We start from the raw sequence: 21,757 nt of genomic DNA, 5'->3' as shown, positions 1-21,757 counted from the left end.
AGATATATGTATAGGCGGTTTTTTCTTAAAATGAATGTCTACCATTTATTCCAGCGAGAACGCTTCTATGACTCTAGTGAAACGCCTCTAGTTAATCCCTTCGGTTATCGCCCAGAAACTGAGCTTACGTCTCTCTTCACTGTTCTCACTTTTACACATTGATTAGAATCAGTAGTGTTTTTATTAATCTTTATAACGATTAGGTAGTATCCTATTAACGGCAATGGCGACACTCGTACCAAAAATGGTGTCTAAGATACGGCTAATGCTATAAACTAGCCAAGTATCTTCGGGTGTACCTAAATACACAACTAAAAAAGTTGCTACAGAATTAATGATACTTTGTTGGTTCCCAAAAAAAGTACAAAAGTTTAGGACTAATAGAACACCTAAGCCACCTGAAATAGAAGTATAGAAATCGTTGGCAAAAAATGCTACGTTTTGTCTTAAAAAGATTAAAGTTGTTGCGATAAGAACACCAACAGTATTACCGAAAATTCGGTATTTTGCGTATTTATAAGTATCTGGCATGGTCCCACGTAACGCGAATACAGCAGATAAAGCTGCCAAAGTACCTTCTCCAAGATTAAATAAAGTGTAGATAATAATTATTAAAGAAACGGCAATAGCAGTTTTAAAAGCTCGCCATCCTAGTGATAGTCTATCTCTAAATGATTTATTTTCTTCCATCTATAGCCCTTTCAAATTTAATGATGAGTATAATAGTAACAAAAATTTTTAAAATGTCTATCTATCATTTGGATATATCACGTATAGGGTGTATAATGTTGTATATAAAATACACGTAAAGGGTGATAGTATGAATCCAGCATTAATTGAAATCGTAGTTCAAGTCATTCGTGAAAAGTATGTAAGTGAAAAAGCCTTTTATACTGAAAAATTAGGTATTTCTCCGCAAAGTTGGGACCGTTGGAAAAAAGGGGACCAGGGGTTAAAGTATGATAATGTTCAAATTCTTTCAACGTTATTCACAGATTATGAGTGGATGCTTGTGCAAAAAGTAGTTCGAACAACAGAGATTATGCCTGATGTTGTTAACAATCCTGTGAATGAATATAATTTCTTAAAATACCAAATTGCAAAAAAATGGGTTAATAATGGAATCGCTCGATTAGAGTGGCATCAAAGTGATGAGAATAGTGAAGAAAGTGTTAGAAAATCGAATATGGTTATTCTACAGTTGATTGTTGATTACAACTTATGGGGTTATAATGATATTATTGAATTAAGGTTACCAGGAATTATACGTCAACAAATTGGACATGATGAAGTAAAACTTTTACAATGGTTTGTGGACGAAAGTGAGAAGTTACAAGAAAGCTAATAATAAAGTGAGGCACTATGGCCAAGAAGAAAAAGAACTTATTTAAATTTAAAAAACGCCCAACGCGACGACGAAAAAGTAAAACAAACTACAAGAAAAACTGGAATACATTTAAAACCGAATTTCTGCAAAAAATCGGTATATTATCAATTTTCTTTGTGATATTCACCTTGTTAAGTGGGATAATCATTTATCGTTGGGTTGAAACAGCTAATCAACGGCATAGTGAGCTTATTCAACGTGAGTTAGATTATGAGGAACGGTTGACTTTCATAGAGACAATTATCCCCATCTCCCAAAGGCTTCAAAGGCAGTATGGTGTGCTAGCGAGTATATCAATGGCACAAGCTGCTTTAGAGAGTAACTTTGGTCAAAGTCAATTAGGTGCTGACTATAATAATCTTTATGGTGTTAAGACTGATGCATCAGATCCAGATGGTGTTGATTTTCCTACATTAGAATTTTTTGATGATGAATGGATAGAAATAACAGATCGATTCAAAGTATATCCAAGTTGGGAAGCATCGATGGAGAATCATGCTATTTTAATTAATGAGGGTACATCTTGGGATCCTACATTCTATCACGCTGTATTAGACGGAGATAATTACGAGGAGCAAGCTTATGCATTGCAAGAATCAGGATACGCCACCGATCCTATTTATGCTGAAAAATTGATTGAGATGATTGAGGCTTATCAATTACACCAATACGATCAGCCCTTACAATAATTAAAAAAAATTAATTTATCAGTGCCAGAATTTGCATGTTGTGTTATTATTATAGGTGCATTTAAATATCGAAGATTGAAGGGAGTAGACAGGATGGCGCAAAGACATTATCCAGGTGAGACAATTGGAATTATTGGATCATCTATTTCTGCAGCTGTCTTGGCTCAAGCAGCAGGTAAGCTAGGCTATCGTGTTGCAAGTTTGGTAACAAGTGAGAATAATCCAGTTAGGCAATTTGCTACATGGCAAACTGTTACCGAAACATATAATGAGCAAGTCTTAAATTATTTTAGTGAACGAGTGGATGTAGTAACTGTTGAGATGGGAATTTTATCCAATAGAGAGTTCCAATTATTAGCATCAAAGACAGATTTAACATTGTCAGAGGATCTAATTGCAATTACAACAGATAGACTCATTGAGAAGGCTTACTTAGATTCTAACAAATGTTTAGTTGCGCCATTTTCGCTAGTCACTAATTTAACAGATTTAAAAGAAGCGGTTGAGTATATTGGCTTCCCATGTATTCTAAAGTCCACTCAGCGTCATGTCGATAATGCTAATGAGCATATCGTACTATACGGTGAAGAGGATTATGATGAAGCCAGTGTAAAATTAGAGGAAACAACATGTATTCTAGAAGCATGGATTCCTACTGAAAAGAAAGCAAGCGTTACGGTTATTCGTAACGAACGCGGAGAAATTTTAATCTATCCGATTTTTGAAGTACGCGAGCAAGGGGACCAACTTGGTAGACAAGTTCGTTTTCCAGCACAAATTTCTAAACCCGTTGAACTAGAAATGAATCGACTAGCACAGTTTTTAGCTGAGTCGTTGAATTTAATGGGTTCATTGACACTGAAGATGTTAATTACATCAGCCGGGGTTGTATACATAAATGAAGCAAGTATTGGTTTGTCTGATGAAGCAATGTTTACGATAGGTTCAATGAGTATATCTCACTATGAAGCTGCAGCAAGAGCTATATTAGGTTTACCATTGCCGACACTTCACTTAAAGAGTAGAGCAGCGATTGCTTTACCAGCATCAGTGTTAAATGAGGAGAATTTATTAACTCAGCTAATGCTAAGAACGGATTGGGGATTCGCATTATTCAATCCGATTAATAATGATACAAAACGTTTAATTGGACAAGTTATTGTTACAGGTGATTCATTATCAGAATGTGAACGACAAATCCAAATTACAGAGTTAACTGAATAAAAAATTAAATTTCCTTCTTGAGTTAAAAGCTCAAGGAGGTATTTTTTTATGCAGGAAGTAATTAGATACAAGTCGTTACAATTCATTAAATCTTATACAATAATTTTTTTAAAAAAGTAGAATGACTCATAAAAAAGTAACAAAGGAAATTAATCGATTGTTTGTTAGGACTCTACACCGATTTTTGATATAATCTCCTATGTATGATTTTTAAAGAGTTAAAAACCTACTAAATAAATTGGAGGTAATAGTATGTCATCGTTAATAGAAAGTATTAACCGATTGAATAAAAAACAACAAGAAGCTGTATATACAACAGACGGTCCAGTATTAATTGCTGCTGGAGCAGGAAGTGGAAAGACCAGTGTTTTGACACATCGAATTGCTTATTTATTAGAGGAGAAAAAGGTCAAACCATGGAATGTATTAGCTATCACTTTTACAAACAAAGCCGCGAATGAAATGAAAGAGCGTGTTGAGAAGTTAGTTGGACCTGAGGCATCATCGATTTGGGTATCAACATTCCACTCAATGTGTGCGAGAATTTTACGTCGTGAAGCCAATCAGATTGGGTATGACCAAAACTTTTCGATTATTGACCAAGGTGAACAACAAACGTTAATGAAACGTGTATTAAAAGAATTGAACCTTGATAGTCAAAGATTTAATTACAAAGACATGTTATGGGTTATTGATGCAGCAAAGAATGAAGGACAAATGCCACAAGAGTTTGCAGCAGAAAATACAGATTACTTAGGTAACATTCAATCAAATGTATACAAAATGTACCAACAAAAATTAAAAACAAGTAATGCCATGGACTTTAATGATTTAATTCTATTAACTGTGAAATTACTTCAAGAAAACGCCGATGCGCGCCATTTTTATCAACAAAAGTTTCAATATATTCATGTAGATGAGTATCAAGATACAAACGAAACACAGTATCTACTAGTGAAAACATTAGCTGAATTATTGAAAAACATCTGTGTTGTAGGAGATGCTGACCAAAGTATTTATGGATGGCGTGGAGCGAATATGGAAAATATTATGAACTTTGAAAAGGATTATCCAAATGCTAAAGTGATCCTATTAGAGCAAAATTACCGTTCAACTCAATCTATTCTGAACGCAGCAAATAGCGTTATTGAGAAAAATATTAACCGTAAAGATAAAAAACTATGGAGTGATAAGGCTCAAGGTAGTAAAGTTAAATTTTATCTCGCTGAGTCTGATTCAGAAGAAGCTAGATACGTGATCCAACAAATCTTTCAAACGAAAGAAGATCAAAGACGATCAAATAGTGATTATGCCATTCTTTATCGAACTCAAGCACAATCGCGTAATTTAGAGGATCAACTATTAAAAGCGAATTTACCTTATAAAATTGTTGGTGGGTTGAAGTTCTACTCGCGAAAAGAAATTCAAGATACACTGGCATATCTTCGACTCATTAACAATTTAGCGGATAACTTAAGTTTTAACCGAATCATTAATGTGCCAAAACGTGGTATTGGTCCGACAAGTATTGCTAAATTAGCAGAATTTGCGGATAGTTTAAATTTAGGCTGGTTTGAAGCAATTGACCAACTTGGTAATTCAAATCTATCAGCCAGCTTACAAAATAAATTTGTTCGCTTTAGTGATATGATTAAGCGACTAAGACAACAAGCTGAATTTCTAACGCTAAGTGAATTAGTTGAAGAGGTCTGGGAACAATCAGATTATAAGCATAGCTTACAAGAAGAAGGCACGCTAGAAGCAACAAATCGATTGGAAAACTTAGATGAATTTGCATCAGTAACAAAAGAATTCGATGAGATGGATTTAGAAGATATTATTGAAAAAGATCCAGATTTCACTGAAGACCCAGAAGAACCTGAGGAAGTGCTCGATATGAATTCACCAAGAATTCGCCTGACGCTATTTTTAACAGAGTTATCGCTTGTATCGGATACATCTGAAGAAGAATCAGCTGATCAGATTACTTTAATGACAATGCATGCCGCTAAGGGACTAGAATTCCCGAATGTATTCATTGTAGGAATGGAAGAAGGCTTATTTCCATTAAGTCGAGCATCTGAAAGTGACGATGAGTTAGAAGAAGAAAGACGTCTAGCTTATGTAGGCATGACACGTGCTGAGGAACAGTTGTATCTAACGGCAGCCAGAAGTCGATTATTATATGGAAGATACCAACATAATGCACCAAGTAGGTTCGTATCAGAAATTGACCAGAGTCTTATTGAGCAAGTTGGGCAATCATTCCAAACTGTTATTCGCTCACAAAATAATATGAAGCAATCAAGAAACCGTTCAAGTAGTGCTGCTAGAAATGTTCTTTTAAGTCAACGACCAAAAGGTGGTTCGACAGGAGCATTGAAGAAAAAAGTAACAAACACTTCCAATTCAAGTTATACAGTAGGTGATAAAGTTGATCACCGCACTTGGGGAGTTGGAACAGTTGTTAATGTGAAAGGGTCAGGTAGTGATGCATTACTAAGCATTGCTTTCGATTCACAAGGCATTAAAGAACTACTCGCTTCCTTTGCACCGATATCAAAAGTAGAATAGATTGTTAATAGTTTTTACTGATAGAAAAGGTAAAGAATGATATACTATGACAAAGAAATTAAGACCGCTATTGACGTAATGGCTTTTTAGGAGTGATGGTATAAATGGTTCAATCGAAAGATTTAGAACAGGCAAAAGAAAGACTTGAACAGCTAAAAAGTGAGCTGAATCATCACGCATATAATTATTATGTGTTAGATAAACCAAATATCACAGATGCAGAGTACGATCAAATGTATAATGAGTTGGAACAGCTTGAAAAAGCATATCCAGATTGGGTAACATCTGATTCACCTACCCAGCGAATTGGAGATCAATTATTAGAAGGTTTTGCTAAAGTTGAGCATGCTGAAGCAATGTATAGTTTGGGTAATGCATTCAATGAGGAAGAGGTCGGAGCTTTTATTCAACGCGTTCAAAGTCAAACTGAGCAAGAAGTCGAATTCATGGTTGAATGCAAAATTGATGGTTTAGCCATTGCTTTAACCTACGAGAACGGACAATTTGTTCGAGGTGCTACACGTGGAGATGGAATGATTGGAGAAGATATTACTTCTAATCTCCGTACAATTCGATCATTACCATTGAAATTAAAAGAACCAGTGACGGTTGAAGTTCGTGGTGAAGCCTATATGCCAAAAGAAGTTTTTAAAGTATTGAATGAAAAACGAGAAGAAACTGGAGAAGTTCCATTTGCAAATCCGCGAAACGCTGCTGCTGGTGGATTAAGACAAATTGATCCCAAAGCTGTTGCGAAGCGACAGTTGAACATGTTCTTGTATAGTGCTTTATATAATGAAGACTTTAATGTTGAAACACAAGCTGATTTATTTAATCAATTACAACACTTAGGATTTAGAACGAATCCTTTGCGTAAACTGTGTAAAAATCAAGCTGAAGTTATGGAATTTGTTCATCAGATTGAAGAACAACGACATGACTTACCCTATGAAATTGACGGTATCGTAATCAAAGTAAACGATGTTGCTTTGCAACAACAACTTGGTTTTACAGTGAAAGCACCAAGATGGGCAGTAGCATATAAATTTAAAGCTGATATTGCTGAGACAACGCTCAGAGAAGTGGAATGGACTGTTGGGCGAACAGGTGTTGTAACACCTACTGCTGTAATGGACCCAATCCAACTTGCAGGGACAACCGTTCAACGAGCTTCTTTGCACAATGTTGATTTGATTGAATCTTTAGGTGTTAGAATCGGAGATACTGTGGAGATACATAAAGCCGGAGACATTATCCCAGAAATAGTTAGTGTTGTTATGAGTCAACGTCAAGACGATTCAAAACCACTCCCTATACCAATAAATTGTCCACAGTGTGAAGCTGAATTGGTACGCCTTAATGAGGAAGTCGCTCTTAGATGTATGAATCCACTGTGTCCAGCACAAAAAGTAGCTAAAATGATTCATTTTAGTTCTAGAAATGCGATGAATATTACTGGATTAGGTGATAAGATTATTGCGCATTTAATTAATCAAGAATTGATATCTGACCCAAGTGATTTATATACATTGGAGCTAGATGATTTTTTAAAACTACCGAGTACGAAAGAAAAATCAGCAACCAAATATGTGAATGCAATTAAAGAATCTAAAGGTAATTCCTTAGAACGATTATTGTTTGGGTTAGGTATTCGACATGTAGGTTCCAAAGCTGCTAGACTAATCTCAGAAACATTCAGAAATATCGAAAGGATTCAAAAAGCGACGAATGAAGACATTGAAGCAATCGATGGCATTGGCCCAATGATTAGTCAGGCAATCGTTGAGTATTTTGAGATGGATGAATCAAATGAGTTAATTCAACGTTTACAGCAAGCTGGGGTAAATACAGAGTACTTAGGTGTTGTGCCTGAAGAAATTGCTCTAGAAGATAACTTCTGGGCAAATCAAACTGTTGTACTAACAGGTTCAATGGAAACTCTAACTCGTGGCGAAGCCAAAAAACGTTTAGAAAACCTTGGAGCAAAAGTGACAGGAAGTGTGTCGAAAAACACTGATTATCTTGTAGCTGGAGAAGCTGCAGGAAGTAAACTGAAAAAAGCACAAGATCTTGGAGTTGCAATAATGGATGAAGAAACTTTCCTAGAAAAATTAAAAGAGAGCGAGTAATTAAATGAACAGAAAGATAAGAAAAAGTGTATCTGTAGTACTTGCTTGCTTAATGCTTTCCGGAGGCGTGACGCAAGTAAGGTCCGAATCAGAAAATAATCAACAGGTCAGTCCTGATGAAGTGACAGTTCAAACGACAACAAATCAATTATCGAATGATTATTATCGTGCTGTTATTACTGATGGGCAATATCAGATGGGTGCATCAGCGAGTTCAAACTATAATTTAAGTTCAGCTGCTAATATACGTGCATTTGAAGAAGGTTTACTACGAATTAGTAAACAAGTTTTTCCTACAGAACAATATTACATGCAAGAAGGACAAATTATTGATGAATCGACGATGACGAGTTGGGTAGCTAGAGAATCAGCAACGAATCCAGAAGGGTTAAACCCTGCACTGCCTGAAGAGGAGGCCGAAGCTCAATCAAGCTTAGATGAATCGCTTGCTTCAGATGAATCAGTTGATCCTGCAGATGATCCAGAGGATGTAACGGAAGAAAATGCTGAAGAGAACCAACAGATAGTAACAAATGTTCAATCTACTCCAATTTATTTATCTCAAGTTACTGAGAAGAATTTGATGGTAGAGACCGAGGAAGGATTTGGCTTAGGTGGTATTGTTATTGGTCTTGCAATGAACAGTACCTATGAATATACTGATAGTGAAGGCGTTATTCATCAACAAGAAATTTCAGTTGGAGAAATGCGAGAGCGTGGAAGACAATTCGCTAATATTATTGTTGGGCGTCTTAGAAATACAGAAGAATTACGTTCTGTTCCAATTGTAGTTGGAATTTACCGTGCAGCTCCAAGTGATGATATTGTAGGTGGTACTTACGTTTTAGATGGAATCTCACGTGAAGGGAATTCAGTGACCGATTGGACAGAAAACAATGAATACCGTATTGCACTACCAATCATTGAAGCCAATGATCAGAGTGATCAGTACACATACTTTGATAATTTTAGTAATGAAATTATTAATTTCTTCCCTAATTTAAATGGTATTTCTGGGGAGGCATTGTATATAGATGGAGGTTTGGCTTCATTAAATGTGGAAATTGTTTCACAATTTTATGAACAAACTGAAATTACTGCACTAACTCAACATATTACTGATGTTTCGCAAAGAACATTACCTGAAGGGGTAGCCATAGAAATTAAAGTCATATCTGATGCTGGAATTGAAGCTTACTTAGGTCGTCCAGCTGGTGCAACACAATATCAAAGTCATATATTCAAAAAATAAAGTGAACAAGGAAGGATAAATTGAATGTTAAGTAAAGATCAAATCAAGCACGTAGCTAAATTATCGAAACTAAGTTTTTCTGATGAAGAATTAGCTAATTTCACTGATGAATTTAGTCGTATTATCGATATGGTTGAACAATTACAAGCAGTAGATACTGAAGGGGTTAAACCGACGTATCATGGTAATCAATTAATCAACGTATTACGTGAAGATAAAGCAATTAAACGCAATAAAACTGAAGAATTACTTAAAAACGCACCATTAGCTGAAGGTGGTTTTATTCAAGTACCAGCCATCTTAGAAAGTGGGGAAGTTTAATATGAGTAAATATCCAACAACAATTATTGATATCCAAACGGGGTTAAAAAACGGCGAATTTACTGCTGTTGAACTAACAGAATCAGTCTTTGCATATATCGAAGAGACAGATGATAAAGTTAATTCATTCTTAGCATTAAATAAAGAAGCTGCTTTAGAAGCAGCTAAAAAAGCTGATGAAGTTGGTTACGGAGAAGATGCACCATTACTGAATGGTGTGCCAATTGGAATTAAAGATAATATCGTGACTGAAGACTTAATAACAACTGCTTCATCAAAAATGTTAGAGAACTTTAATCCAACATATGATGCTACGGTTATTAAAAAATTAAAAGAAGCTGGAGCAATTATCATTGGTAAACTGAACTTAGATGAATTTGCTATGGGTGGTTCAACAGAGACTTCATACTTCAAAACATCTAAAAACCCATGGGACCTAGAACGTGTTCCTGGTGGGTCATCAGGTGGATCATCATCTGCAGTTGCTGCTCGTCAAGTACCAGCAAGTCTTGGGACAGATACAGGTGGGAGTGTACGTAACCCAGCAGCCTTTACAGGTATTGTTGGAATGAAACCATCATACGGTTCAGTATCTCGTTTCGGAGCGATTGCATTCGGTTCAAGTCTAGATCAAATTGGACCAATGACAATCTCAGTAGAAGATAATGCCTTAGTATTAGAAGCTATTGCAGGATATGATAAAAATGATGGAACAAGCCGTCCGGATGTAGAACTTGATTACAGATCTAAAATTGGACAACCTATTGAAGGAATGCGTATTGCATTTCCTAAAGAGTATCAATCAGAAGCTGTAAACATAGAAATTCGTGAAGCAATTGCGAAAGCGAAAGAATATTTTATTTCTCAAGGTGCAATCGTTGATGAAGTATCATTACCACATACACCTTATGGAATTAACGTGTACTATATCTTATCTTCAGCTGAAGCGTCATCGAACTTACAACGATTTGATGGAATTCGTTACGGATACCGTTCAGAATCGGCTAAAACTTTAGAAGATATCTACGTTCAATCTCGTAGTGAAGGTTTTGGAACAGAAGTAAAACGTCGTATTATGCTTGGGACTTACAGTTTAAGCTCTGGTGCCTTTGATAAGTATTATAAAAAAGCTGCACAAGTAAGAACTTTAATTATTGAAGACTTTATTAAAGTGTTTAATCAATATGACTTGATTATGGGACCTGTTACAACAAGTACTGCATTTAAGATCGGTGGACGTATTGAAGATCCAGTAGAGATGTATGTATCTGACTTGTTAACTGTACCTGTCAACTTAGCAGGTTTACCAGCGATGTCAGTCCCAGCAGGATTCGATAGCAATGGAATGCCAATCGGCTTACAATTAATTGGTAAACACCTTGATGAATCAACACTTTACCAAGTTGCATATGATTTTGAACAAAATCATGACTACGTTAATCAAGTACCGGAATTTTAGGAGGGTGATATAATGAATTTTGAAACTGTCATTGGATTAGAAATCCACGTTGAATTGAAAACTGACTCGAAAATATTTAGTACTTCACCAGCTCATTTTGGTGCAGAACCGAATAGTAACACAAACGAAAAAGACTGGGGATACCCTGGAGTATTACCCGTATTAAACAAAGGTGCAGTGGATTACGGAATGAAAGCAGCCCTTGCATTAAACTGTGAGATCGCTAGAGAAATGAGTTTTGATCGCAAAAACTATTTCTATCCTGACAATCCATCTGCTTACCAAATTACTCAAGATACTCAACCGATTGGAACGAATGGTTATATTGATATTGAAGTGGAAGGCGAACGCCGTCGTATTCGTATCAACCGTGTTCATTTAGAAGAAGATGCTGGTAAAAATACGCATGGTACTGACGGATTCTCTTATGTTGATTTAAACCGTCAAGGTACTCCTTTAATTGAGATTGTATCTGAAGCTGATATGCACTCACCTGCAGAAGCTTATGCATACTTAGAAGCTGTACGTGAGAAAATCTTATTTACAGAAGTTTCTGATGTACGTATGGAAGAAGGGTCTTTACGTTGTGATGCAAATATCTCACTTCGTCCGTTTGGACAAGAAGAGTTTGGTACGAAGACAGAGTTAAAAAACTTAAACAGTTTTAACTTTGTACGTAAAGGACTTGAGCATGAAGAAGTACGCCAAGCAAACGTATTAAGAAGTGGTGGCGTAATCGATCAAGAAACACGTCGTTATGACGAATCAACTGGAGATACGATCTTAATGCGTACGAAAGAAGGAGCGGCTGATTATCGTTACTTCCCAGAACCAGATGTTCCACCAATTTATATTACTGAAGAGTGGATTGCTGAAGTTAAAGAAACCTTACCTGAGATGCCTGATCAAAGACGTCTTCGTTATGTATCTGAGTATGAATTGCCTGAGTATGATGCAATGGTTCTTACTCAAACAAAAGTAATGTCAGACTTCTTTGATAATACAATTGCAGAAGGTGCTGATCCTAAGCAAGCTTCAAACTGGTTAATGGGTGAGGTATCTGCTCACTTAAACAAAGAACAAATGGTATTAGAAGACACTAAATTAACACCAACTAACTTAGCTCAAATGATTAATTTAATCGCTGATGGAACAATTTCAAGCAAGATTGCCAAGAAATTATTCAAGCACCTAGTTGAAAAAGGTGGAGATGCGAATAAAGTTGTTGAAGAGCAAGGTATGGTTCAACTTAGTGATCCTGCTAAATTACAACCGATTATTGATGAAGCTATTGCTTCAAGTCCAGAGTCTGTAGAAGACTACAAGAATGGTAAAGATCGAGCTTTAGGATTCTTTGTTGGACAAGTTATGAAACAAACTCGTGGACAAGCTAACCCACAAGTTGTTAACAAATTAATCTTAGAAACATTAAAAAATATGTAATACCTTTAAAAGCTTCTAGATGCTTATTGCATTTAGAGGCTTTTTTTATTTGTGTATATTTTAATAGCGAATAAATGTAGATATGTTTAATTTGTTTCACTACGTTAACCGAATGGTCCTTACTAAAATAAGTATTTTCCACTTAGAATTTGATTGAATTACATAAAGGTTAACTTTTTTAATACTTAAAAATGATTAAGTTTTTATTAAGGATAAGTATTCAAATGAATTTTTGAATAAATTGTGAATTCTGCACACAAATCATTTTAAATATGTTACTCTATAAATGCGAAACTTTAGAGAGGTAGGTAAGTGATGAAGAAGACATTATTAATTATCATTTCAACTGTGTTAATTATGGGAGTTGTATATTTTGCAGGTGTTGGATTTTACTCGGAGAAATTTTCAGCTAATTCCACTTTTGGGACAGTTGATGTTAGTAATTTGACACTTGATGAAGCGCAGGCGAAAGTTATTGAAGATTTGAATGACAAAGAATTTGTTCTTGAAGAGGATGGGCAAGAGGTTGCTCGTTTAAAGTTAGGTGAATTAGAGCCTGAGTATAATACTGAATCTAAATTAGAAGCGTCATACTTATCACAAAATCCAACGACTTGGTTGAATAGTTTGTTTGAAGATAAAGAGTATAACGAAGGTTTAGAGGAACAGATTAGCTTCAATGAAGAAGAAATAATTAATACCTTGTCAGCACAAGGGCTTTCTAATGAAGAACGTGAAGCTGCTGTCGATGCGGCTGTGAATTATGATGAGTCTGACGGTTATTATGTTGTTGAAGGCGAAGAAGGTAAGCAAATTGATCCAGAACGTCTTGAATCTGCTATTGTTGATGGTATTCAAAATAAAAATTATACAATTAATCTAGAAGAAGCTTATGCTCAACCAGAAGTGACTGAAGAAAGTGAAGAGATTACGACAGTTATGGATGAGATTGAATCAGTTTCGACTGTTGATATTACTTATGAAATAGCTGGGGAAGAAGTTACTATTCCTCAAACTGAGATTGAAAATTGGATTTATTTTAATGCATCAAACGAACTTATTATTAATGAAGATTCAGTAAAAGAATACTTAAGTGCATTAAACGAAGAGTATTCTACATTCTATAAAACAAGACAATTTGAAAGTACATTACAAGGTGAAGTGAGTGTACCGCCAGGGATATTAGGTTGGTCGATAGACACAGATGCCGAAACTGAAGCCTTGATTAGTGATATTCACGCAGGTGAGAATGTCTCTAGAGAACCAATTTATTACAGTTCAGGTGGTATAGCTGGTGCTTCGGATGATATTGGGTCAACTTATATTGAAATTGATTTAAGTAACCAGTATATGTATTTATATGTTGATGGTGATATTATCGTTGAAACACCAATGGTATCAGGGAAAATTGGTGCTGAAACAGTCCCAGGAGCGAATGCTGTTAATGAGATGTTATATGATACAAACTTAGTTGGTATTAATCCATTCTCAGAAATAAGCTATTCGACGCCGGTTAATTACTGGATTCGATTTGATGATAAAGCACAAGGTATCCACGATGCATCATGGCAAGGATCATTTGGTGGAAATGTTTACCAATCATCTGGGTCACTTGGATGTATTAACACACCCTTAGGTGCTGTTGAAATTATTTATAATAATGTTGATTACGGTACACCAGTTATCGTATTCTACTAATGTAAAGTAAAAAGAGCTGAAAATTATTTTTTCAGCTCTTTTTTTATTTGGTTTCAAATTGCTCTTCTTTATTAAGTGTATCAATGATACGTTGTGCTGTAGGCTGAGGGATACCTAGATGACGAAATTCATCCATTTCAGCCACTTTCATTTTTTGTAAATTTTTAAAGTGTTTAAGTAATTTCGTTCTAGTTTTAGGACCAACACCTTCAATGCTATCTAGTATTGAACCAAATTGAGATTTGGAACGAACATTTCGATGATAACTTATTGCATACCGGTGAACTTCATCTTGAACTCTTTGTAAGAAGTGAAAGACTTGACTCGTTGGTTCTAAAGGAATAATCTCTTCGCTATATCCATCCATTAAAGCAGCGGTTTTATGCTTATCGTCTTTTACCATACCTGCTACAGGAATGGTAATACCCAATTCATTCTCCAAAACGTCTCTAGCTGCTCTTATTTGGACTTTTCCACCATCCATTAGGATAAGGTCTGGTAATTCCTTCTCTTCCCGTAATAGCCTTGTGTAACGTCTACGGATAACTTCTTGTGTTGAAGCAAACTCATTGGCTCCTTCAACTGTTTTAATTTTGAATTTACGGTAGTTCTTACGTTCAGGCTTGCCATCTCGGTAAACTACCATTCCAGATACCGCATTAGTTCCTTGGATATTAGAATGGTCAAAAGATTCAATATAATTTGCTTGAGGGATATTTAATGCATCTGATAATTCATCGATTGCACCTAGAGTTTTTCGCTCACTCATTTCAATTAATCTAAACTTCTCATCTAATGAAATGCGGCTATTTTTTTCACAAAGCTCTAAAAGACTGCGTTTCTTTCCGCGTAGCGGAGTAGAGACTGGTACTTCAAGATAATCGTTTAGTAACTTATTATCTACGTCACTTGGGACGAGTACAGCTTTAGGCATTAAATGAGATTCTTCTTTATAAAAACGTGCTATATAAGTGGTCACTTCTTCTTCAGGGTTGTTATAGCTAGGAAAGATAGCTGCTTTACGCTTCAGAATTGAACCTTGACGCAACATAAAGGTTTGAACAGATAGCCAACCACGATCGAGCGTGTAACCAAATACATCCATATTGTCATAATCTTGGCTCATAATGACTTGGCGTTCGATTGTTTTTTCAATATAACTAATTTGATCACGGTAATCAGCAGCTTGTTCAAAATCTAACTTCTCTGATGCAGTATTCATTTTTGAACGTAAATCATCTTTTATACCATTCACATTACCACCAAAGAATTTTTTTATGTTTTCTATTTGTCTATCATAGACCTCTTTGTCAACCTTGTGATTACATGGTCCAATACACTGTCCAAGATGGTAATAGAAACATGCTCTCTTTTCATTCTTTGAGCATCTGCGTAAAGGATACGCTCGGTGTAACAGTTGTTGTGTGCTCGTTGCTGCATAGACATTAGGGAACGGACCAAAGTAAGTCCCGCCATCTTTTTTGACTTCATTCGTAATAATTAATTGTGGGTCCTCTTCTTTAGTTATCTTTAGATAAGGATACATTGTTGAATCTTTTAATCGAATATTATAGATGGGTTTATATTCTTGAATTAGATTAATTTCAAGAATTAAAGCTTCTTTATCACTATTAGTAATAATTGTTTCGAAATGATCTATTTCAGAAACTAGTTTTGTTGTTTTTGCATCGTGAGCTCCTCTAAAATATGAGCGAACGCGATTTTTTAAATTTTTGGCTTTACCAACATAAATAATTGTATCATTCGCATTTCGCATTAAATAACACCCAGGTAGATCAGGTAATAATTTTAACTTTTGCTCAATCTTATATAGAATTTCACTGCGATCTATTTTGACCTTATTTTCTTTAGGGGTTCCTTCGTTACTTAAATCTTGACGCATAAAGACACCTCCTATTTAATAATCTTTGCGTATGTGTGGATATCATTTATATCCATTTTATTGATTCTGTCATTGTCAACATACAATTATACACGACAATGCCAAGATTAATCTAGTAAAATGCTTATAAATACTGTTGAGAAGTGGTTTTGTATGACTTGATTTTTATTAGTTGTTAGGGTCAATATAATCAAATGATAAGTCTGAAATAGCAAGTTAATACAATAACCTGTGGTATAATAACAATACAGTAAATGAAGGACGTGTGTGCATGAAATTTAAAGAATTTAATTATAGAAGACCAGATTTAGACGTTTTCAAACAAGAATATAAAGAATATATTAAGCAAATTAAAGATGCTCAATCTGTCAAAGAAGCTATGGAAGGTATTCGTAAGGTACAATCTTTACAAAATGAACTAAGTACTCAGTCGGAATTGGCAGGAATCCGTTACTCAATTGATACTAAAGATAATTTTTATCAGAATGAAAGTGATTTTTGGGATGAACATCAACCAATCATCTCGGAGTGGGAAACAGATTACTATCGAACAATTTTAGACTCTCAGTATTTAGACGAGTTAAAAAAAGAAATACCTGAACCATTTTTTGATATTATTGAAAACTCTTTAAACGTTTTCGATTCATCAATTATTCCGTTACTACAACAAGAGAACAAATTAGTGTCAGAGTATGATTTACTTATCGCATCAGCGGAACTTGAGTATAAGGGGACAACATATAATTTATCGGGTTTAACACCTTTTATGCAATCTACGGACCGTGAGGAACGTAAAACTACATCAGAATTGTACTCTAATTTCTTTAAAGAAAACTTGAGTGATTTAGATCGCATCTACGACGAACTAGTGAAAGTCCGCCATGAAATGGCAACGAGATTAGGCTTTAAAGATTTTGTTGAGATGGGTTACGCTAGAATGAATCGTTTGGACTATACGCGTTTAGATGTAGAAGTGTATCGTAAAGAAGTATTAGAGCACATTGTTCCTTTATCTAAGTATATTTTTGACCGCCAAGCAAACCGATTAGACTTAGATGAATTGAAGTATTATGACTTAGGGTTAAATTTCCCAACTGGTAATGCGAAGCCAATCGGAACGACTTTTGAAGTAATTCAAAAAGCTGAAAAGATGTATTCAGAAATGTCTCCAGAAACGGATGAGTTTTTTGACTTCATGATGAAGCATGACTTGATGGACTTATTAACTAAAACGGGCAAGCAAAGTGGTGGTTATTGTACGTATATACCAAATTTAAATGCACCATTTATATTTGCTAACTTTAACGGGACATCAGGTGATGTAGATGTGTTAACCCATGAAGCCGGTCATGCTTTCCAAGTATATAGATCACGGTGGATTACAGTGCCAGAATTAATATGGCCAACCCATGAAAGTTGTGAAATTCACTCAATGAGTATGGAGTTTTTTGCTTGGCCATGGATGGATCAGTTCTTTGGTGATAAAGTTGATAAGTATAAGTATGCTCATCTAGCAGATGGTGTTACTTTCTTACCATACGGCGTCCTAGTAGATCACTTCCAACATGAAGTGTATGAGAATCCAACAATGACTCCTAAAGAGCGCCGATTAAAATGGCGTGAATTAGAAAAACAATATAATCCTTGGAAAGAATACGATGATAATGAGTTTTATGATCAAGGTGGCTTATGGTTTAGACAAGCACATATTTTCAGTTCGCCATTTTACTACATCGATTATACGCTTGCACAAGTAGGTGCATTCCAATTCTGGGATCGTAGTCAAATTAAAGAAGATGATAGTTTCTGGTCTGATTACTTAAAGATTTGTCGAGTAGGTGGGACAAAGTCATACTTAGAAATTGTTAAATTAGCTAACTTAACATCACCATTTGAAGAAGGCAGCCTTGAAGAAGTGACTCGCTCAATCAAGACATACTTAGAAAATATTGACGAAGAGCAATTAATATAAGAGGAGGAGTTCAATGATTAACGTAGGAACCATTGGTACTTCATGGATAACAGAACAATTTATAAAAGGGAGTCAATTGACCAACCTCTATAAGATAAAAGGCATCTATTCTCGAAGCGCCTATCGGGCAAAAGACATTGCGACGATTTATAAGGCAGATTATTATACAGATCAGTTAAATAATATTTTATTCGATCCAGAGATCGATTTAATCTATATAGCGAGTCCCAATAAACTGCACTTTGAACAAGCAATGCAAGCCATCAAAGCTGGGAAGCATGTTCTAATAGAGAAACCGATGTTCTCGAATGTGGATGAGTGGCGTCAAGCTCATGATGAAGCGAAACGTATGAATGTATTCATTTTTGAAGGTGCATTACACATTCATACACGTAACTATCGTCGCATGAAACAATTAATTCAAAATAAGATTAAAGAATCAGAACAACCTTTTTTAGGAGCAAATTTTAATTTCGGACAATATTCTTCGAAATATGTACAATATCGTGATGCAATGGCAAACAGTCAAATTGCACCTAATGTATTCAATCCTGATTATTCAGGTGGTGCTTTAATGGACTTAGGCGTGTATCCAGTATATGTTGTACTTGACCTGTTCGGTTTACCCCAATCGGTTAGATACAATGCTCAAAAAGGTGAGAATGGTATCGATTTATTTGGTACAATTCTATTCACATACGATAAACATCAAGTAACAATTTTCATTTCAAAGGCAGTTCATTCAAAATTACCAAGTGAAATATATATTGATGACGAGACAATTGTAGTCCATGATATAAGTCGTATTAGTAAAGTCGAGTTAATAAATAATGAAGGTCAAAAAGCAGATGTTATTGATTATAAACCAGAAAATTATATGTACGATGAATTATTAAATTTTGCTGAAGTAATTAATGACTCAGATAGCATTCATCAAAAGGTTCGCTATGAAGATTGGAAACAATTAAGTTTACAAGTTGCACAAACAATGGATTTACTGCGTAGATCCGCAAATATTTCATTTGAAACTGAAGAAGATTATAGAAGATAAGAGAAGGGGCATATAATGCTTAATACATTTAGAACAGAACTCCAAGATTATTGGAAAGAAAAAGAATTTCAAGAGCCTACACCGGTTCAAGAACAATTATTTACAGAAGCATCCAAAGGAGGCAATGTGATTGCGGTATCCCCAACAGGTACTGGTAAGACATTAGCCTACTTACTGCCAATACTCAATAAAATTGAAGCGAACAAGACGTTACAAGCCATCGTTTTAGCGCCTTCTCAAGAATTAGTTATCCAAATTGGTGAAGTAGCACGTGAGTGGGGTAAAACCGTAGGAATCAAAACTCAAACACTTATTGGTGGCGCGAATATTAAACGCCAAATTGATAAATTAAAAGAAAAACCAGAATTAATTATAGCTACTCCTGGTCGTTTTATTGAATTAACTAGTAAGACTAAAAAAATCAAAGTTCATCTTGTTGAAACGATTGTGTTTGATGAAGCTGATTATCTATTTAAAGATGAACATAAAGGTACCTTAGCTACAATCCAACAATCACTTATGCGTGATGTTCAAAAAGTTTATGCTAGTGCGACTATAACAGATGCTTTTGTTAAAGAACTTCAAGTTGAGAACCAAGAAATAGAAGTAATCCGCGTTGATTCACAAGAATCGGTGAGCCAAATTCAACATCATTTCATTACAGTGAACAATCGTAACAAAGCAGATGAATTAAAACGATTAGCTCAAATGGATGACATGCGTGCGATGGTTTTCTTTGAACAAATTCATCAAATAGAAGAAGTGGCTGCTAAGTTAATTTATGGGAATGTTCCGGTCGTAGTATTACATAGTGATGCGAGCAAGCAAGAGCGTGAATACGCTATTCGGGCATTCAAAAACCATGATGTAACTTACTTATTAACAACCGATGTTGCAAGTCGTGGGATGGATATCTCTGAAGTTCCATATGTTATTCATTATAACCGTGTACAAGATAGTAGAACTTATACACATCGATCTGGAAGAACTGGACGAATGAATAGTGAAGGTACAGTTATCTCATTATTGAATCAACAAGAATTCAATGATTTAGCAAATATCTTAAAAGAAGAAAATATCACTGTAACTGAGAAGGTTTTAAAAAACAGAGTATTAATTGATCCATCTGAAGCTAACGAGTCAACATCACAGGGAAATCATAAACCAAAACAAATTAAAAATAAGAGAAAACGCAAATAAACATACAAATTTACATAAACTTTACATTCATTTATCCATAAATTTACAATTGAAAGGTATAATCAGTGTATTGCAAGATGAAGTAGCTTGGTAAATGGGAGGATAATATGCGTATAGCAATCATAACAGAAACTTTTGTCCCAGCGACTGATGGAATATGTACTCGCTTGGCAAACTTTGTTGTTCAGTTAAAAGACAGTGGTCATGAAGTCATAGTTATTTCACCGGAACTTGGTATTAACAATTATAAGGGTGTACCAGTTTATGGACTTGAGACCGTGACTTTTCCATTGTATGGTTCTCGACCTTGGGGTCTGCCTTCTCGTAAAGTAAAAACAATATTCAAACAATTTAAGCCAGATGTTGTACATGCAGTAAACCCTATCTCATTAGGGTCATCAGCGGTCCATTATGCCAATAAATTGAATATTCCATTAATAACGTCATACCATACACATTTGCCGAACTATTTAGATCATTACAATATGAGTCTATTGAAGCCGGTATTGTGGGAATACATACGTTACTGGCATACAAAGTCAGACTTTAACATTACTGTCTCACAAAGCTTAATGAATGAATTAAATGATGAAATGATTCCTACACAAGGAGTATTACCTCGCGGTATTGATATCGACGGACGTCATCCAGATTTTTTTGATCAAGAATTGTATGACGAACTCACTTTCAATGAACCGAGTCATAAATTACTTGTATATGTTGGACGTTTGGCACCTGAGAAGGATATTGAACATTTACGTGCAATGTTTGATCATCGTAATGACCTTTGTTTAGCGATTGTTGGAGATGGGCCAGACAGGGAACGCTTAGAAGAAGTATTTGCTGGCACAAAAACCTCCTTTTTAGGTTTTAAGCATGGTGAAGATTTATCTAAAGCATTTGCAACTGGAGACGCTTTCGTCTTTCCCTCTACCTCAGAAACGTTTGGTTTAGTTATTTCTGAAGCGATGGCTTCCGGTATTCCAGTCATTGCTGCTAAAAGTGATCCGACTGTTGAACAAATCACTGATATGGAAACGGGATTAATCTATGAGTCAGGGAATACAGAAAGTTTGATGGAGGCCATTAACTATATCGATAATCCATTGCTTATGCAAAAACTGTCACTTAAAGGCCGTTCAGAAGCAATGAAATATACTTGGGATAATGCCACAATAAATTTATTAGATTTTTATACACAGACGATAGAAACGCATCAATATAAATTTGACGGGATACGTAAACAAGCGTAATTTATGTTTAACTAATGAAGTTTTTCTCATTGCGGGTATCAACTGTCATCTAACAGTTGATACCCGCTTTTTAATGTTATTAATGAAAATACAACTAAGAATTTTGGGTTGTGTGAAAGCGAAATGAACTTGCCTATTCCAGTGAGAACGGTTCGGTCACCGTAGCGGAACATCATATCGACTGTTGCCACACGATTGAGCC

16 protein-coding genes are annotated in these 21,757 nt (G+C 35.4%); 14 read left to right on the top strand and 2 right to left on the bottom strand.

From position 1 onward, the window contains the following. Window positions 1-183: 183 nt before the first annotated feature. Window positions 184-690, bottom strand: coding sequence for an FUSC family protein (locus HYQ40_03725; protein MBZ6526873.1), 507 nt, complete (start codon window positions 688-690; stop codon window positions 184-186). 130 nt (window positions 691-820) lie between these two features. Between HYQ40_03725 and HYQ40_03720 the strand changes: the two genes are divergently transcribed. From HYQ40_03720 to HYQ40_03675, 10 genes are all read left to right on the top strand, one after another. After that, the gene (locus HYQ40_03720; protein MBZ6526872.1) at window positions 821-1,345 is read left to right on the top strand and encodes a hypothetical protein; all 525 of its coding nucleotides are present in this window, start codon (window positions 821-823) and stop codon (window positions 1,343-1,345) included. A 17-nt stretch (window positions 1,346-1,362) separates the two neighbouring features. Further along, on the top strand, window positions 1,363-2,076 hold the full coding sequence (locus HYQ40_03715) for a glycoside hydrolase family 73 protein (GenBank protein ID MBZ6526871.1): 714 nt from the start codon (window positions 1,363-1,365) through the stop codon (window positions 2,074-2,076). 93 nt (window positions 2,077-2,169) lie between these two features. Further along, window positions 2,170-3,300: an ATP-grasp domain-containing protein gene (locus HYQ40_03710; GenBank protein ID MBZ6526870.1), complete on the top strand. Its 1,131-nt coding sequence runs from the start codon at window positions 2,170-2,172 to the stop codon at window positions 3,298-3,300. A 252-nt stretch (window positions 3,301-3,552) separates the two neighbouring features. After that, the gene (pcrA, locus tag HYQ40_03705) at window positions 3,553-5,874 is read left to right on the top strand and encodes a DNA helicase PcrA (protein ID MBZ6526869.1); all 2,322 of its coding nucleotides are present in this window, start codon (window positions 3,553-3,555) and stop codon (window positions 5,872-5,874) included. Window positions 5,875-5,978: 104 nt separating this feature from the next. Continuing rightward, on the top strand, window positions 5,979-8,003 hold the full coding sequence (ligA, locus tag HYQ40_03700) for an NAD-dependent DNA ligase LigA (protein MBZ6526868.1): 2,025 nt from the start codon (window positions 5,979-5,981) through the stop codon (window positions 8,001-8,003). Window positions 8,004-8,007: 4 nt separating this feature from the next. Next, on the top strand, window positions 8,008-9,255 hold the full coding sequence (locus HYQ40_03695) for a CamS family sex pheromone protein (protein ID MBZ6526867.1): 1,248 nt from the start codon (window positions 8,008-8,010) through the stop codon (window positions 9,253-9,255). Between the two features lie 24 nt (window positions 9,256-9,279). After that, entirely contained in the window at window positions 9,280-9,576 is a 297-nt protein-coding gene (gatC, locus tag HYQ40_03690) for an Asp-tRNA(Asn)/Glu-tRNA(Gln) amidotransferase subunit GatC (protein MBZ6526866.1), read from the top strand. Between the two features lies 1 nt (window position 9,577). Next, the gene (gene gatA / locus HYQ40_03685) at window positions 9,578-11,035 is read left to right on the top strand and encodes an Asp-tRNA(Asn)/Glu-tRNA(Gln) amidotransferase subunit GatA (protein MBZ6526865.1); all 1,458 of its coding nucleotides are present in this window, start codon (window positions 9,578-9,580) and stop codon (window positions 11,033-11,035) included. Between the two features lie 12 nt (window positions 11,036-11,047). Beyond that, the gene (gene gatB, locus HYQ40_03680; GenBank protein MBZ6526864.1) at window positions 11,048-12,478 is read left to right on the top strand and encodes an Asp-tRNA(Asn)/Glu-tRNA(Gln) amidotransferase subunit GatB; all 1,431 of its coding nucleotides are present in this window, start codon (window positions 11,048-11,050) and stop codon (window positions 12,476-12,478) included. 315 nt (window positions 12,479-12,793) lie between these two features. Beyond that, on the top strand, window positions 12,794-14,176 hold the full coding sequence (locus HYQ40_03675) for a peptidoglycan binding domain-containing protein (protein ID MBZ6526863.1): 1,383 nt from the start codon (window positions 12,794-12,796) through the stop codon (window positions 14,174-14,176). 43 nt (window positions 14,177-14,219) lie between these two features. Here the strand turns inward: HYQ40_03675 and uvrC are convergent, their stop codons facing one another. After that, window positions 14,220-16,013 (bottom strand): excinuclease ABC subunit UvrC, encoded by a 1,794-nt coding sequence (gene uvrC / locus HYQ40_03670; GenBank protein MBZ6526862.1) that lies wholly within the window; start codon window positions 16,011-16,013, stop codon window positions 14,220-14,222. A gap of 337 nt (window positions 16,014-16,350) precedes the next feature. On the opposite strand from uvrC, the gene HYQ40_03665 reads away from it, so the two are divergent. From HYQ40_03665 to HYQ40_03650, 4 genes are all read left to right on the top strand, one after another. Continuing rightward, on the top strand, window positions 16,351-18,051 hold the full coding sequence (locus HYQ40_03665) for a M3 family oligoendopeptidase (GenBank protein MBZ6526861.1): 1,701 nt from the start codon (window positions 16,351-16,353) through the stop codon (window positions 18,049-18,051). A 13-nt stretch (window positions 18,052-18,064) separates the two neighbouring features. After that, window positions 18,065-19,102 carry a Gfo/Idh/MocA family oxidoreductase gene (locus HYQ40_03660; GenBank protein MBZ6526860.1) on the top strand — a complete coding sequence of 346 codons (1,038 nt, stop codon included), beginning with the start codon at window positions 18,065-18,067 and terminating at the stop codon, window positions 19,100-19,102. 15 nt (window positions 19,103-19,117) lie between these two features. After that, window positions 19,118-20,302, top strand: a complete 1,185-nt coding sequence (locus tag HYQ40_03655; GenBank protein MBZ6526859.1) for a DEAD/DEAH box helicase — start codon at window positions 19,118-19,120, stop codon at window positions 20,300-20,302. Between the two features lie 107 nt (window positions 20,303-20,409). After that, a complete protein-coding gene (locus tag HYQ40_03650; protein ID MBZ6526858.1) occupies window positions 20,410-21,555 on the top strand; it encodes a glycosyltransferase family 1 protein in 1,146 nt (381 codons plus the stop codon). Window positions 21,556-21,757: the final 202 nt, after the last annotated feature.

Source organism: Aerococcaceae bacterium DSM 111021, assembly GCA_020112395.1.
Classification (GTDB): domain Bacteria; phylum Bacillota; class Bacilli; order Lactobacillales; family Aerococcaceae; genus Ruoffia.
The sequence above is the reverse complement of the archived record's forward strand: the minus strand, read 5'-3'. Positions and strand labels throughout refer to the sequence as shown.